This window comes from Janthinobacterium sp. BJB401 (assembly GCF_013372745.1).
GTDB classification, from domain to species: Bacteria; Pseudomonadota; Gammaproteobacteria; order Burkholderiales; family Burkholderiaceae_D; genus Janthinobacterium; species Janthinobacterium rivuli.
Map to the genome: position 1 here is coordinate 1 of NZ_JABXFH010000078.1, position 15022 is coordinate 15022.

General features: G+C 65.4%; 12 protein-coding genes. 8 read left to right on the forward strand and 4 right to left on the reverse strand.

The window, feature by feature from the left end; translation table 11 throughout:
* The 3 genes from HWE17_RS27320 to HWE17_RS27330 all read right to left on the reverse strand — a co-directional run.
* Positions 1–451: EAL domain-containing protein (locus HWE17_RS27320; protein ID WP_369681781.1), on the reverse strand; the 451-nt coding region annotated here is incomplete at its 3' end.
* Positions 451–2046: a methyl-accepting chemotaxis protein gene (locus HWE17_RS28925; RefSeq protein ID WP_303625504.1), complete on the reverse strand. Its 1596-nt coding sequence runs from the start codon at positions 2044–2046 to the stop codon at positions 451–453. The genes HWE17_RS27320 and HWE17_RS28925, both read right to left, overlap by 1 nt.
* A 332-nt stretch (positions 2047–2378) precedes the next feature.
* Complete coding sequence (locus HWE17_RS27330) at positions 2379–4148, reverse strand: methyl-accepting chemotaxis protein (RefSeq protein WP_176390949.1); 1770 nt, start codon at positions 4146–4148, stop codon at positions 2379–2381.
* A gap of 341 nt (positions 4149–4489) precedes the next feature.
* Between HWE17_RS27330 and HWE17_RS27335 the strand changes: the two genes are divergently transcribed.
* The 7 genes from HWE17_RS27335 (at position 4490) to HWE17_RS27365 (ending at position 12696) form a co-directional block, all read left to right on the forward strand.
* The gene (locus tag HWE17_RS27335; protein ID WP_176390950.1) at positions 4490–5434 is read left to right on the forward strand and encodes a 5'-nucleotidase; all 945 of its coding nucleotides are present in this window, start codon (positions 4490–4492) and stop codon (positions 5432–5434) included.
* Positions 5435–5521: 87 nt separating this feature from the next.
* Positions 5522–8965, forward strand: a complete 3444-nt coding sequence (mfd, locus tag HWE17_RS27340) for a transcription-repair coupling factor (protein WP_176390951.1) — start codon at positions 5522–5524, stop codon at positions 8963–8965.
* Between the two features lie 55 nt (positions 8966–9020).
* On the forward strand, positions 9021–9863 hold the full coding sequence (gene serB, locus HWE17_RS27345; protein ID WP_099403221.1) for a phosphoserine phosphatase SerB: 843 nt from the start codon (positions 9021–9023) through the stop codon (positions 9861–9863).
* A 98-nt stretch (positions 9864–9961) separates the two neighbouring features.
* Entirely contained in the window at positions 9962–10690 is a 729-nt protein-coding gene (locus HWE17_RS28930) for a nucleotidyltransferase domain-containing protein (protein WP_217916912.1), read from the forward strand.
* Complete coding sequence (locus HWE17_RS27355) at positions 10687–11598, forward strand: TIGR04222 domain-containing membrane protein (RefSeq protein ID WP_176390953.1); 912 nt, start codon at positions 10687–10689, stop codon at positions 11596–11598. The genes HWE17_RS28930 and HWE17_RS27355 overlap by 4 nt, the downstream gene beginning before the upstream one ends.
* A complete protein-coding gene (locus HWE17_RS27360) occupies positions 11582–12442 on the forward strand; it encodes a DUF692 family multinuclear iron-containing protein (protein ID WP_158300214.1) in 861 nt (286 codons plus the stop codon). Before HWE17_RS27355 ends, HWE17_RS27360 begins: the two co-directional genes overlap by 17 nt.
* A complete protein-coding gene (locus HWE17_RS27365) occupies positions 12439–12696 on the forward strand; it encodes a hypothetical protein (protein WP_035819645.1) in 258 nt (85 codons plus the stop codon). Before HWE17_RS27360 ends, HWE17_RS27365 begins: the two co-directional genes overlap by 4 nt.
* Before the next feature lie 7 nt (positions 12697–12703).
* Here the strand turns inward: HWE17_RS27365 and HWE17_RS27370 are convergent, their stop codons facing one another.
* Entirely contained in the window at positions 12704–14593 is a 1890-nt protein-coding gene (locus HWE17_RS27370; protein ID WP_176390954.1) for a serine hydrolase, read from the reverse strand.
* An 86-nt stretch (positions 14594–14679) separates the two neighbouring features.
* On the opposite strand from HWE17_RS27370, the gene HWE17_RS27375 reads away from it, so the two are divergent.
* Positions 14680–15022, forward strand: a 343-nt coding sequence (locus tag HWE17_RS27375) for a hypothetical protein (RefSeq protein WP_176390955.1), incomplete at its 3' end; no start/stop codon positions are given.

A 15022-nucleotide genomic window follows, 5' to 3' on the forward strand; every position in this document is an offset into this window, starting at 1 on the left:
GCTCCAGCAGGCAGGCGGGAATGGCGTGGCGCCGCAGGCAGCCCAACACGAAATCGGGTAACTGCGCCGGCAACTGCGGCTGGCACAGCTGGCGCGCCGAGATATTCACCGCGACCGGCACCAAAGGCAGGCCCTGCGCGCGCCACTGCGCCAGCTGGCGGCAGGCCGCGTCAATGCCCCAGTTGCCCAGCGCGGTGATGGCGCCAGTCTGCTCGGCCAGGCAGATGAATTCGTTCGGATAGACCAGGCCGTGGCGCGGATGGTTCCAGCGCAGCAGCGCTTCCAGGCCGACCAGACGCAATTGCGCCGTATCGAACTTGCCCTGGTAGTGAAAGCAGAATTCGCCGCCGGCGATGGCGCTGTCCAGGCGCCGCTGCAACTCCCGGCTGCGCGCCGGCGCCCGGCACAGCCGCGCCAGCGCGACCTGCCAGAACCTTGCCAGGCGCGCCACTAGGCCGGCAGGCGCGGCACGGCAGACGCAGGGCGGCCCGCCAGAACCGCCGGCCCCTGGCGCAGGCGAAACACGCTGACCACCTGCAGCAGCTTCGCCGCCTCGCCCTCCAGCGATTGCGACGCGGCCGCCGCCTCTTCTACCAGGGCGGCGTTCTGCTGCGTCACTTCATCCATCTGCAGCACCGCCTGGCTGACCTGGCCGATGCCCGTGCTTTGCTCGGCGCTGGCCGCCGTGATGTCGGCCACCATCTGGCTCACGCGCCCCACGGCCGCCACCACGTCCTGCATCGTGGCGCCGGCCTGCGCCACGAGGGCCGCGCCGGCGTCCACCTGCTGCGTGGAATTGGCGATCAGGGCGCGGATGTCGCGCGCCGCCGCCGCGCTGCGCTGCGCCAGGTTGCGCACTTCCGTCGCCACGACGGCAAAGCCGCGCCCCTGCTCGCCCGCGCGCGCCGCCTCGACGGCCGCGTTCAGGGCCAGGATATTCGTCTGGAAGGCCAGCATGTCGATCACGCCGATGATGTCGGCGATCTGCGCCGAGGACGCGCTGATGGCGTCCATGGTGTGAATGACCTGTCCCACGGCTTGCCCGCCGGCGCCGGCGATGTTCGCCGCCTCGACGGCCAGCACGCTGGCATGGCGCGCATTGTCCGCGTTCTGCTGCACCGTGGAACTGAGTTCTTCCATGGCCGACGCCGTCTGTTCCAGCGAGCTGGCCTGCTCCTCGGTGCGCGACGACAGGTCGATATTGCCGGCCGCGATCTGCGACGACGCCGTGGCGATGGTGTCGGTGCCGCCGCGCACCTGCTGCACGATGTCGAGCAGGTTGCCGTTCATGATGCACAGCGCGTCGAGCAGCTTGCCCGTTTCATCGCCGGCGTGGCGGCCGAAGGTCGACGTCAGGTCGCCGGCGGCCACGGTCTGCGCCACCGTCAGGGCATGGCGCAGCGGATTGACGATGCTGCGCGTGACCAGCCAGGCGGTGACGAGCGAAAAGAGCACGGCCAGCGCGCTCAGCGCCAGCATCATGTTGCGCGCCGTGACGTATTCGTGGCGCACCTGGGCGCCCGCCTCCTCCATCAGCTCATGCTGGTGCGCGATGAGGCTTTCCAGCGCCGCCATGTAGCGCAGCTGCTCGCCGCGCACGGTGCCGAGCAGCAAAGTCGTCGCTTCGTCGCGCGCGCCCTCTTCCAGCAGGGCCAGCACCTTGTCGCGCCCGGCGTTGAACGCGGCGCGCGCCTGCGTCACGGCCGCCATCTGCTGGCGGCCCTGCGGCGACAGCACCACCTTGTCCAGCTGCGCCAGGCCCTTTTCCGTCTCGCCGCCCGCCCTGGCGATGGTGGCGCGCTCCTGCGCCAGCTGCCGCGGCTCCGTCATCAGGAGCAGGTTGCGCGAGGAGCGCGCGATGATGTTGACATTCTTGATGATGTCGTTGGCCAGCACGGTTTTCGGATATTTGTCGTCGATCACGTCGCGCATGCGCAGTTCCAGGCTGGACAGGCGCAGCATGCCCAGCATGGCGGTCGCCAGCAGCAGCAAGGTCAACAACGCAAAGGAGCAGCGCAGGCGCGTGCCGATTTTCATATTTGCCATCTTTATTCGCATCCTTCAGTGTGGTGCATCGGTCATCGCGCCGGGCTCGCATGCAAGGCTGACGGCAATGGCTGCCGCCTGCCAGGTATGGCTGGACGCAGCAGGCGGAGGGGTCAGCCGGGATGTGGCCGAGGCGGGAACAAGGGTGGTACGGCAGGCAGTGTGAGTTATCTCACAAGCAATGTCGCGTTAAGTTTTGCAAAGATTTGCTTAGATGGCAAAACAGCTATTTTTATAACGCTGTTTTTTTAGTAAGTAGTAACCGCAGTGCACAGGCAAAAACGGCCGCACAAGGCGGCCGTCCGGTAGCGCATGCTGGCGCCGTCAATCGATCAGAACACTTCCCACTCGTCGTCGCGCGGCGCGCTCTGGCGCTGGGACGACACGGCGTGCAAGGCCGGGCGGCCTGCGGCGGGGCGCGATGCAGCCCCCGGCGCCGGACGCTTCGGCACCACGCTGGCCACCGCGGCGCGCGGCGCGGCCGGCTTGGCGTTCGCGCGCGCGGCAGGCGCCTGGGCGCCATCGAGCTTGAAGACGCTGACCACGTCGGCCAGCTGGCCTGATTGCTCCTGCAGCGATTCGGCAGCGGCGGCCGCCTCTTCCACCAGGGCCGCGTTTTGCTGCGTCACCTGGTCCATCTGGCCGATGGCCTGGTTGATCTGGTCGATGCCCGAGCTTTGCTCCTGCGTGGCAAGGCTGATTTCCGCCATGATGTCCGTCACGCGCTGCACGCTGGAGACGATTTCGGCCATCGTGCTGCCCGCCTCGGCCACCAGCTTGCTGCCCGCGTCGACCGCCACCACGGAGTCGCCGATGAGGGTCTTGATTTCCTTCGCCGCCGCCGCCGAACGTTGCGCCAGGTTGCGCACTTCCGTCGCCACGACGGCGAAACCGCGCCCCTGCTCGCCCGCGCGCGCCGCTTCCACGGCCGCATTCAAGGCCAAGATATTCGTCTGGAAGGCGATGCCGTCGATGACGGAAATGATGTCGACGATCTTGCGCGACGAGTCGTTGATGGCGTCCATGGTCTCGACCACCTTGCCCACCACGGCGCCGCCCTTGACGGCCACGCCCGAGGCGCTCAGCGCCAGCTGGTTCGCCTGCTGGGCATTGTCGGCATTCTGCCGCACGGTGGACGTCAGCTCTTCCATCGACGACGCCGTCTCTTCCAGCGAACTGGCTTGCTCTTCCGTGCGCGAGGACAGGTCCAGGTTGCCGCTGGCAATTTCCGACGAGGCAGTGGCGATGGTTTCCGTGCCGCTGCGCACCTGGCCGACGATGCTGACCAGGCTGGAATTCATGTCTTTCAGCGCCTGCAGCAGCTGGCCCGTTTCTTCCGTCGTGTGCACCTCGATATTGCTCGTCAGGTCGCCCGAGGCCACCGTTTGCGCCACTTTCACGGCCGAATTGATCGGCTGCGTGATGGCGCGCGTGATGTAAGCGGCGCAGCCGATGCCCAGCGCGGAAGCCAGCAAGCCGAGGATGACCATCAGGCTTTCCGAGCGGATCACGGCCGCGCTGCCGTCCTTGACGCTGGCATCGGCCACGCCGTTATTGAGCTTGATGATGTCGTTGAGCGTGCCTTCGGCCTTGCCGAACAGCGCGCGCGAATCCTGGTACTGCTTGTAGAACGCCACGAACAGGGTCTTTTGCTGCGGCTCGTCGCGGTTGTCGGCCAGCTGGCGCAAGATGGCGCGCACCTTGTCGTCATCCCCCTTCCAGGCCGCCCACTCGCCCTGGAAGCGCTGCCACAGCGCGGCTTCCTCTGGCGTTTGCGGCAGCGGCTCGTACAGCTTGCGGCCCGCCTCGATATTGTTCCAGGCCTTGGTGCGCAGCTGCAGCGCTTCCGCGAACTTGTCCTGTGCCTGGTAATTGTTTTCATAGATGGCGGCCGTCAGGGTGGCGGCGGCGACGGCCGTCTGGCCTTCGCTGATCATCATCAGGCCCTGGATCGACGGCAGGCGCACCACGCCGATTTCATTGACGGCGCGGCCCACGGTGGCGATGCCCGTGTAGCCGCTGATGCCCACCACCAGCAAGGCCGCCATCATCACGGCAACGAGCGTCGCCAACTTCCATTTGATCAGTAAATTCTTAAACATGGCGAGATCCTTTATAAAGTCACGAAGACTGCTGGCGAAGTCGGGGCTGGCATGTTCGAGTAAAACAGCTGACACTTGTATAAAGGCGGCGGGGATGGGGCGTACGCTTCGTTACAATTGGCGAGATTTTATAATAGGAAGCATAGTGGAAAACAGGTGCGCTGGCTGTCAAATACTTGATACAAAACAAGATTTATTTCTTTACTGTGGCGTGTATTGCACAGCGGTCAAAAAAATTGACAGAGCGCCCCGCTTTGGTGCAAAAAAATCCCGCTGCGCCGCTATTGGCTACGCAGTTGATAGTCGTATAAGATGAGCAACAAGCAAACAACAGGCAGACCATGGCTTATCCTATCGAACACAAACTGGTGATCGGGGTCGCTTCCAGCGCCCTGTTCGATCTGGCCGAATCGCACCAGGTCTACCTCGACAGTGGCCCCGAGGAATACCGCAAATACCAGGAAACGCACATCGACACGGTCTTGCCGCGCGGCGTGGCCTTCCCCTTCATCCGCCGCTTCCTGAACATCAACAAGCACTATCCGCGCCAATCTCCCGTGGAAGTGGTGCTGTTTTCGCGCAATTCGCCGGAAACGGGCTTGCGCGTGATGCACAGCATCGCCCACTACGGCCTGGACATTTCGCGCGCCGCCTTCATGACGGGCAAGTCGCCCTACCCCTACCTGCCCGCCTTCAACGCATCGCTCTTCCTCAGCGCGAATGAAGACGATGTGCGCAGCGCCCTGGCCTGCGACTATCCGGCCGGCCTGGTGCTGCCGTCGCGCACGGAAGACGACGAGAACGACGAAGAACTGCGCGTGGCCTTCGACTTCGACGGCGTGATCGCCGACGACGAAGCGGAAACCGTCTTCAAGCGCAACAACGACGTCGATGAATTCCACGCCCATGAAACCCTGAACGTGGGCACGCCGCACCGCCCGGGACCGCTGGCCGGCTTGTTCCAGAAGCTGGCCACCATGCAGCGCCTGGAGGAAAGGGCCCAGCGGCGCGACCCCGGCTATAAAAAGATCCTGCGCATCGCCATCATCACGGCGCGCAACGCGCCTTCGCACGAACGGGTCGTGACGACCCTGAAAAGCTGGGGCGTGGCGGCCGACGAAACGTTTTTCCTCGGCGGCATGGACAAATCGCGCGTGCTGGCCGTGTTCAAGCCGCATATCTTCTTCGACGACCAGCTGAGCCACCTCAAATCGGCGGGGGGAACGATACCGATGGTGCACGTCCCCTTCGGGATTGCGAATATCCGCGCGGGCGATGGTCTATAATCTTGCCTGTCAGCGCCGTCACTGGCGGCGCTGCGCGCACCACAGCTGTCCCATTCAACTGCCTCTGCCACTAGTGTCATCGCCTGCATGTCCTTAGACTTAACAAAAGCCCTCCCCAAGCCCGGCAACCGCTATGCGCTGCCCGCCCTGTATGGTTCATCCGACGCCTATGCCCTGGCGCTGGCCGCACTGGAATTGAAAGCGCGGGGCCAGATGCTGGCCGTGGTGGTGGCGCAGGCCAGCGACGGCCAGCGCCTGCTCGATGAAATCCCGTGGTTTGGCGGCAAGGAACTGCGCTGCCATCTGCTGCCGGACTGGGAAACGCTGCCTTACGACGCGTTTTCGCCGCACCAGGACCTGGTCTCCGAGCGCCTGGCCACCCTGCACGAAATCCAGACGCGCCAGTGCGACGTGCTGATCGTGCCGGCCACCACGGCGCTCGTGCGCCTGGCGCCGCCGTCCTTTTTGGCCGCCTACACCTTCTTCTTCAAGAAGGGCGAAAAACTCGATGAAGCACGATTGAAGTCGCAGCTGACCCTGGCCGGCTACAGCCACGTCTCGCAAGTGATGTCACCGGGCGAATACTCGGTGCGCGGCGGCCTGCTCGACCTGTTCCCCATGGGGTCAGCCCTGCCCTACCGGCTCGACCTGTTCGGCGACACCATCGAAACCATCCGCACGTTTGACGCCGACACCCAGCGCTCGCTGTATCCCGTGCACGAAGTGCGGCTGCTGCCGGGGCGCGAATTCCCCATGGATGAAGCGGCGCGCACCACCTTCCGCAACCGCTGGCGCGAGCAGTTCGAGGGCGATCCATCGCGCTCGGTCGTCTACAAGGACATCAGCAGCGGCATCGCCTCGGCCGGCATCGAATATTATCTGCCCCTGTTTTTTGAACAAACGGCCACCCTGTTCGACTATCTGCCGCCCGACGCCTCGCTGGCCCTGGTGGGCGAGATCGATGCGGCCATCGGCCGCTTCTGGACCGATACCCAGTCGCGCTACCGCTTTTTAAAAGCGGACCGCGAACGTCCGATTTTGCCGCCCGATTCGCTGTTCCTGTCCGACGAACAGTTTTTCGGCCTGGCCAAGCCGTACCCGCGCCTGGCGATTGCGAAGTCGAACGATGCGCTGGCGTCCGAACTGTCGGCGCCCGTGCCGAACATCGCCGTCAACCGCCGCGCCGACGACCCGCTGGCCAACCTGCGCAGCTACCTGCTGCAAGCGGGCCGCCGCGTGATGATCTGCGCCGAATCGAACGGCCGCCGCGAAACCTTGCAGCAGTACTTCACCGAATACGATCTGCACCTGACGCCGGTGGAGGGCAGCGACGGCTTCCTGCAATCCGACGCCAAGCTGATGCTGGGCGTAGCGCCGCTGCACGCGGGCTTCGAATTGTTCACGCCGGACGGGAATTTATCCTTCATTACCGAGACGGAGCTGTACGCCGGTTCCGGCCGCCGGGTCGGCAGCAAAAAGCAGGAAGGCGTGACGCAGGTCGAATCGATGGTGCGCGACCTGTCGGAGCTGAAGATCGGCGACCCCGTCGTGCACATCAACCACGGCATCGGGCGCTACATGGGCCTGACCAGCATGGACCTGGGCGAAGGCGAAACGGAGTTCCTGCACCTCGAATACGCGAAGGACACGAAACTGTACGTGCCCGTGTCGCAGCTGCACGTCATTTCCCGCTATTCGGGCGCTTCGCCGGAAGACGCGCCGCTGCATTCACTCGGTTCAGGACAGTGGGAAAAAGCGAAAAAGCGCGCGGCCGAACAGGTGCGCGACACGGCCGCCGAGCTGCTCAACCTGTATGCGCGGCGCGCCCTGCGCCAGGGCCACTCGTTCGAATTCTCGTCGCACGACTACCAGCGCTTCGCCGACAGCTTCGGCTTCGACGAGACGCCGGACCAGGCCGAGGCCATCCACAACGTCATCAAAGACATGACTTCCGGCAAACCGATGGACCGCCTCGTGTGCGGCGACGTCGGCTTCGGCAAGACGGAAGTGGCCTTGCGCGCAGCCTTCATCGCCGTCATGGGCGGCAAGCAGGTGGCCATCCTGGCGCCCACCACCCTGCTGGCGGAGCAGCATGCGCAGACCTTCGCCGACCGCTTCGCCGACTGGCCCGTGCGCATCGCGGAATTGTCGCGCTTCCGCAGCGGCAAGGAAATCACGCAAGCGTTCAAGGGCATGGCCGACGGCACCATCGACATCGTCATCGGCACCCATAAACTGCTGTCGGACGACGTGAAATTCACGCGCCTGGGCCTCGTCATCATCGACGAGGAACACAGGTTCGGCGTGCGCCAGAAGGAAGCGCTGAAAGCGCTGCGCGCGGAAGTGGACGTGCTGACCCTGACGGCCACGCCGATCCCGCGCACCCTGGGCATGGCCCTGGAAGGCTTGCGCGACTTTTCCATCATCGCCACGGCGCCGCAAAAGCGCCTGGCCATCAAGACGTTCGTGCGCAGCGAAGGCGAAGCCATCATCCGCGAAGCGTGCTTGCGCGAACTCAAACGGGGCGGCCAGATCTACTTCCTGCACAACGAGGTGGAAACCATCCAGAACCGCCTGGCCATGCTGACGGAACTGCTGCCCGAGGCGCGCATCGCCGTGGCGCACGGCCAGATGCACGAGCGCGACCTGGAAAAGGTCATGCGCGACTTTGTCGCCCAGCGTTTCAATATTTTGCTGTGCACGACCATCATTGAAACGGGCATCGACGTGCCGACGGCGAACACCATCATCATGCACCGCGCCGACAAATTCGGCCTGGCGCAGCTGCACCAGTTGCGCGGCCGCGTCGGACGCTCGCATCACCAGGCTTACGCCTACCTGCTGGTGCACGACGTGCAAGGCCTGACGAAACTGGCGCAGCGCCGCCTGGACGCCATCCAGCAGATGGAAGAACTGGGCAGCGGCTTTTACCTGGCCATGCACGACCTGGAAATCCGCGGCGCCGGCGAAGTGCTGGGCGAGAGCCAGTCCGGCGAGATGACGGAAATCGGCTTCCAGCTGTATTCGGACATGCTCAACGAAGCCGTGCGCTCGCTGAAAGCCGGCAAGGAGCCCGACCTGGCCGCGCCGCTGGCCTCGACCACCGAGATCAACCTGCACGTGCCGGCCCTGCTGCCGGCCGACTTCTGCGGCGACGTGCACGAGCGCCTGTCGATCTACAAGCGCCTGGCCAACTGCGCCACGCAAGAGAAGATCGACGATATCCAGGAAGAGCTGATCGACCGCTTCGGCAAGCTGCCCGACGCCGTCAAGGCCCTGGTCGAAACGCACCGGCTGCGCATCGCGGCGAAAACCGTGGGCATCGTCAAGATCGACGTGCATGGCGAGGCGGCCACCCTGCAATTCATGGCCAAGCCACCGATCGACCCGATGCGCATCATCGACCTGATCCAGAAAAACCGCCATATCAAACTGCATGGCCAGGACAAGCTGAAAATCACGGCCGCCATGCCGGACCTGGCCGCGCGCGTGACACAGATCAAGACCACCATCAAGCAATTGACGGTATAGACCATTTCGATACTTAATGCAGGACTGCCCCATGACCACTACCAAGAGCATCACCATGAATCTGATCCTGCAGGGCCTGGACGGCGATAGCGCACGCCTCGAACGCATCGCCGCGCTGGCCGCGCCGACCTCCATCACGCGCCTGGGTCCGAACGCCGTGCGCTGCGAACAGATCGCCTACTCGCCCGCGCTGCGCCCCACCATCGAAGTGGCGGCCCAGGCGGCGCAATTGGACGCCACCTACATGATGGGCCAGCGCGAACTGGCCGAATTCAAGCTCGTGGCGATGGACATGGATTCGACCCTGATCACCATCGAGTGCATCGATGAAATCGCCGACATGCAGGGTCTCAAACCGCAGGTGGCCGCCATCACGGAAGCGGCCATGCGCGGCGAACTCGATTTCGCGGCCAGCCTGAAACAGCGCGTGGCCCTGCTCGAAGGCCTCGATGCGTCGGCCCTGCAGCGCGTCTACGACGAGCGTTTGAAACTGTCGCCGGGCGCGGAAACCATGCTGGCGGCCGTGCAAAAAGCCGGCCTGAAAACCCTGCTGGTGTCGGGCGGCTTTACCTTCTTTACCGAGCGCCTGAAGGAACGCCTGGGCCTCGACTACACGCATGCGAACGCACTGGAAATCGTCGACGGCAAGCTGACGGGCAAAGTGGTAGGCGGCATCGTCGACGCCGAGGAAAAGCAGCGCACCGTGGAGCGCGTGTGCAAGGAGATGGGCATTTCCCCGTCCGAAGCCATCGTCATGGGCGACGGCGCCAACGACTTGAAAATGATGGGCATCGCCGGCCTGTCGGTTGCCTTCCGCGCCAAGCCCGTGGTGCGCTCGCAGGCCGACGTGGCGCTGAACTTCGTGGGACTCGATGGCTTGCTCAATGTATTGACCTGAGTTGACTCTCTCTGGCGGACGGTGCGCGCAGGGATGGATATTTTTGCTATATTGCAAACTTATGATCATTCCGCCAACCCACCGTGAAAGTACACCGCATGCCGCCACCGCTGCCAGAAGAGATACAACGCCACCTGGATGTGTTTGTCGCCGCCGCGCAAAGCGCCTTTGGTGACGACCTTGCCGCCGCCGTGCTGTTTGGCTCGGCCGCCGATGGCCAGGTGCGCGCCACCTCCGACGTCAACCTGCTGTTGTTGCTCAAGCGCTTTACGCCGCAGGCGGCCGATGCGCTGCGCGGGTCCTTGCGCCTGGCGCATGCCGCCATCGATCTGCAGGTGATGTTCCTGCTCGAGAGCGAATTGACGCAGGCCGCCGACGCCTTCGCCGTCAAGTTCGCCGACATCATCGCGCGCCACAGGGTGCTGCATGGCGTCGACCCTTTCGCCAGCCTGCACACCAGCCGCGACGCCGTGCTGCGCCGGCTGCGGCAAGTGCTGCTGAACCAGCAGGTGCGCATGCGCGAACGGTATATGCTTTTGAGCCTGAATGAAGAACAGCTGGCCGGCGCCATCGCCGACGCGGCCGGCCCCCTGCGCGCGGCCGCAGCCTCGCTGGCGCAGCTCGAGGGCAAGCCTGCCCTGTCCGGCAAGCAGGCGCTCGAAGCGTTTGTCGACCAGCTGGGCGAGCCGGCCCTGCACGCCGTCTTGCAAGCCATGTCGGCGGCGCGCGAAACGGCGCGCCTGGCGCCGGGGCAGGCCCTGCCCGCCTTTACGGGCTTGATGACGATTACAGGACACTTGCGCGAGCACGCGGAGCAGATGCGGTGAACGGCCTCAATCCCTTTGACTGGAGCGGACCCTGGTTCCTGCTGGCCTATCTGATCTTCGGCGTGCTCGTGTACTACCTCGCGCGCGAGCTGCTGATACGCATGGAATTGTGCAATCCGCATGCCCAGCTGTCGCTGGCCGATGATCCCTACCGCATCGCCTACCTGCGCGGCGGCGCGCTTGAAGCCGTGAAAATCGCCACCATCGTGCTGGTCGACCGCGGCTTGCTGCGCGCCGATGGCCCGCTGCTGGAGACGGCCAGCGCCGACAGCCTGCGCTTTGCCCGCCATGACATCGAACGCGACGTGCTGCGGCTGTACCTGGGCCGCCAGGGTCACAGCAAGGAACTGGCCGTGCAGGCCGAGATGCTGCCGTCATGCCGCGCCTACCAGGAGGCCTTGACGCAGCAGGAATTGCTGGTCGGCCCGCCGCTGCTGCGCCGGCGCGAACGCATCACCTGGGCCGCGCACTGGCTGCTGCTGACGGTGGCCGCCGTCAAGGCCGTCATCGCCATCAGCCGCCAGCACTACAACCTGCTGTTCCTGGCGGTCCTGCTGGCGATTTTTCTCCTGATGCTGCGCGGCTTGCGCACCCAGGCGACCAGCTGGAGCGCGCAGCGGCTGCTGACCGACTTGCGCATGCTGTTTGGCCGCCTGAACATGCGCTCGTCGCGCCTGAACGCAGGCAGCAGCAGCGCCGACATGGCCCTGCTGGCGGCCATCTTCGGCCTCGGCGCCCTGCCCTTGTCCGTGTACGCCTACGTCGCCGAGCTGTACCCGGTGCCCCGGCCGCAGCAGGGCGGCAGTTCGACGTCGAGCGACTCGGGCGATTCCTCATCGGGCGGCGACGGCGGCGGTTCGTCCTGCGGCAGCGGCTGCGGTGGATGCGGCGGTGGCTGTGGCAGCTAGCCAGGGCGCCACGCGCGACCGCGTCGGCCTGGGCTGGCGCGGCGAACTGGCTGCCGGCATCGTGTCCAACCTGGCGCGGATCGACGTGCTGGAAGTGATCGCCGACGATTATTACCGCGCCTCGCGTACCGGCATCGCGGCCCTGTGCAGCCTGGCGCGCCAGGTGCCGGTCAGCCTGCATGGCGTGGGCATGGGGCTGGCCTCGACGATTCCCGCCGACCCGCGCCGCCTGCATGCGATGGCGCGCCTGATGAAAGAAGTGCAGGCCGAATCGTGGTCCGAGCACCTGAGTTTCGTGCGCGCCGGCGGCGTGGAAATCGGCCACCTGGCGGCGCCGCCGCGCACGCCACGCAGCGCCGCCGGGGCGATCGCCAATATCGCGCTGGCCACGCGCATCGTCGGCAGCGCGCCGCTGATGGAAAACATCGCCACCCTGGTCCAGCCGCCCGCCAGCACCCTGGACGAAGCCGAGTGGGTGGCGCAGATTATCCACGGTGCGCAAGTGCCGCTGCTGCTCGACCTGCACAATCTGTATGCGAATGCCGTCAATGCCGGCGAATCGCCGCAGGAACTGCTGCTGCGCCTGCCGCTGGACAGGGTCGGCGCCGTGCACCTGAGCGGCGGCCACTGGATAGCCGCGCCGGGCGGCGGCCAGCGCCTGCTGGACGACCACCTGCACGACGTGCCACCCGAAGTCTTCACTTTATTGACGGTGCTGGCGCGTGAGGCGCCCCAGCCCTTGACGGTGATCGTCGAACGCGACGGCAATTACCCGTCGTTCGAGCATGTGCTGGGCCAGCTGGAGCTGGCGCGCGCGGCCTTGCGCGCGGGGCGAAACACATGAGTTCCCCCGCACTGGAAACCTACCTGGCAAGGCTGTACACGGACGACGCCCTGCGTGCCGCCTTCCTGCTCGATCCCCGTGCGCACGCTTTGCGGCAAGGCTTGTCGCCAGAGGAAGCGGAGGCGATGGCAGCGATGGACCGCGTCGGCCTGCAGATGGCGGCGGCCAGTTATCGCGCCAAGCGGTCCGCGCACGGCAGCACGGCCAGGCCGGCGCAACCCTGGTGGCGCCGGCTGCTGCAAGCCTGGCGCTGAGCACCCGCTACAGCTGCCACATACGCAGCGGCAGCAGTCCCCACCAGGCCAGCACCAGCAGCAGCTGCAAGGCCGCCAGCAAGGCGACCCAATCCCATTTCGCCCACGAACCCACCTCAGCCGCCGTGCCGCGGCTGCGCCAGCAGCGCGCCAGGCCGAACGCCGTCGCCAGCGGCAGCGCGCCCGTCGCCAGCGCCAGCAGCACGCTGGCGATGGTGACGTCGCCCAGGCGCAGATAGGACTGGAAATAGAAGAACGGCAGCGGCAAGAGCAGCGCCAGCATAGCCAACAAAGGCGCGAACAAATGGTCGCCCCGCGCCAGGCTGCGCAGCGCGGCGCGCCACACGCCCACCACCAGCACGTACAGCAAGCCGGCGACGCCCAGCGCCAGGCTGCCCCACAGCACCAGCATGCGCAACATCGACGCGCGCTCGTAGCTGCGCAAGCCGTCGCTGAGCACATGCTTGCCATCCTCCTGCATCAGCACGTGCGACGGCGTGCTGCGGTCGCTGGCGCGGAACAGCAGGCCGCCCACCGGTTCCAGTTCCTTTGGCTCGCCCTGGAACGGGATCAGGAACAGCGATTCGCCATCCCATTTCAGGCGCGTAAAACCGAAGACGGCGTCGACCCAGGCCATGCTGGCCATGGGACTGGGCGACGGCACGTAGACGCCCTGCCAGTTTTCCACCGTGGGCGCGGGCGTGCCGCGCGGGGCCGGCGCGCGCAGCGGCAGTTCCAGGTCGCGCAGCAGCAGGCGGTTGAAGCGTTCATAGTCGGCTTGCTCGGCATCCGTATTGAAAGCGACGAAAAACGCGCTGTCCTGCTCCGGATAGAGGCACAGCATGGCGCGGAAACCTACGGCCGTGCCAGGATGGCAGGCGCCCACCACGTTGTGGCGGTCGCGCACGGCCAGCGCCAGGCCGTGGCCCGTTGCCAGGCCCGCCTGCGCCGCATCCGTATCGGCCGGTTCGGACAAGGCGCCCATCAGCGCCAGGTCGATGAAGCGCTTGCCCTGCAGCTTGCCGTCGCCCATCAGGAATTGCGCCAGCTTGGCCATGTCGGCCGCCGTGGTGGTAAATTGCGCGGCCGGACGCAGGTATTGCGGCACGGCCGGCTGCGCCACGCCATGCTCGAAGTGACCCATGGCCAGGCGCGGGTCCGCATGCGCTCCCGCCTGCGTGCTCATTTGCGTACTCATTTGCGTAACATAGGCAAACGTGCTGTCCGCCATGCCCAGCGGCTGCAGCAGCTGCGCATCGAGGTAGCGTTCATACGGCTGGCCCGTGACCTTCTCGATCACCATGCCCAGCAAACCATAGCCCATGTTCGAATACGCATAGCGGCTGCCGGGACGGGCGCGCACGCGCAGCAGATTGCGGTCGCCGTCAAAGGCGGCGGCCAGCGGCGCATCCGGTGCCGGGTTCAGGCTGAACGCCTGCCAGAAGCGCACGTTGTCCAGGCCGGACGTATGCGCCAGCAGGTGGCGGATGCGCACGGGGTCGCTGGCTTGCCACGGGTTTTTCAGCGCCAGTTCCGGCAACACTTGCTGCAAGGGCGTGTCGAGCGTGAGCTTGTCTTCGCTGACCAGGCGCAAGACGCCCAGCGCCAGCGCCACCTTGCCCACGGAGCCCACTTGTACGCGCGTGTCCGCCTGCATGGGCATGTGCTTGGCGGCATCGCGCAGGCCGGACGCACCGACTTTGACTGTTCCGTTAGGCAAGACTTCACTCCAGACGGCGCCCGTCAGGCCCTCGTCCTTCAAGCCGGCGGCAAACTCCGCGTCCAGGGGAGCGGCGGCGGTGTGGGCTGCGGTGGCGCACAGCAGCAAGGCCGGCAAAGCCTGGCGCAGCCATGACCTGGCGCGCGCGGCCAGGGTGCGATAGCGATCTCGTTTCAACAATGTATTCTGCCTTTTTGCATGGACTGCGCTCCTGCCCCGCTTTGCTTGTTACAATTAAAAATTGAGCAACGACGGGAGCTTTCATGTCACAAGATATTATTTTGGATACCCAACTCCAGCAGACCAAAAACCTGGCCTGGTGGTTGTACCTGATACATGGCGCCAGCTTTGTGTTTTCGCTGGGCGCGTTTTCCTTCATTCCGCTCATCATCAATTATGTGAAGCGGGGCGAGGCGGCCGGAACCTTCGTGTACAGCCATCACAGCTGGATGATCCGTTCCTTCTGGTGGTATCTGGCCTGGATCGTCGTCGGCGCCGTGCTGTGGGTCACCATCATCGGCATTCCGCTGGCCTTCCTCGTGTGGGGCGTGGCCTGGCTGTGGAAGGCGTACCGCCTGCTGCGCGGCTTCATCGACCTGAACAACA

Excerpts from the sequence above, each read along its gene's own strand:
- HWE17_RS27335 (WP_176390950.1), top strand. The coding sequence starts at position 4,490 with ATGGCTTATCCTATCGAACACAAACTGGTGATCGGGGTCGCTTCCAGC.
- mfd (WP_176390951.1), top strand. The coding sequence starts at position 5,522 with ATGTCCTTAGACTTAACAAAAGCCCTCCCCAAGCCCGGCAACCGCTAT.
- HWE17_RS28930 (WP_217916912.1), top strand. The coding sequence starts at position 9,962 with ATGCCGCCACCGCTGCCAGAAGAGATACAACGCCACCTGGATGTGTTT.
- HWE17_RS27365 (WP_035819645.1), top strand. The coding sequence starts at position 12,439 with ATGAGTTCCCCCGCACTGGAAACCTACCTGGCAAGGCTGTACACGGAC.
- serB (WP_099403221.1), top strand. The coding sequence starts at position 9,021 with ATGAATCTGATCCTGCAGGGCCTGGACGGCGATAGCGCACGCCTCGAA.
- HWE17_RS27330 (WP_176390949.1), bottom strand. The coding sequence starts at position 4,148 with ATGTTTAAGAATTTACTGATCAAATGGAAGTTGGCGACGCTCGTTGCC.
- HWE17_RS28925 (WP_303625504.1), bottom strand. The coding sequence starts at position 2,046 with ATGGCAAATATGAAAATCGGCACGCGCCTGCGCTGCTCCTTTGCGTTG.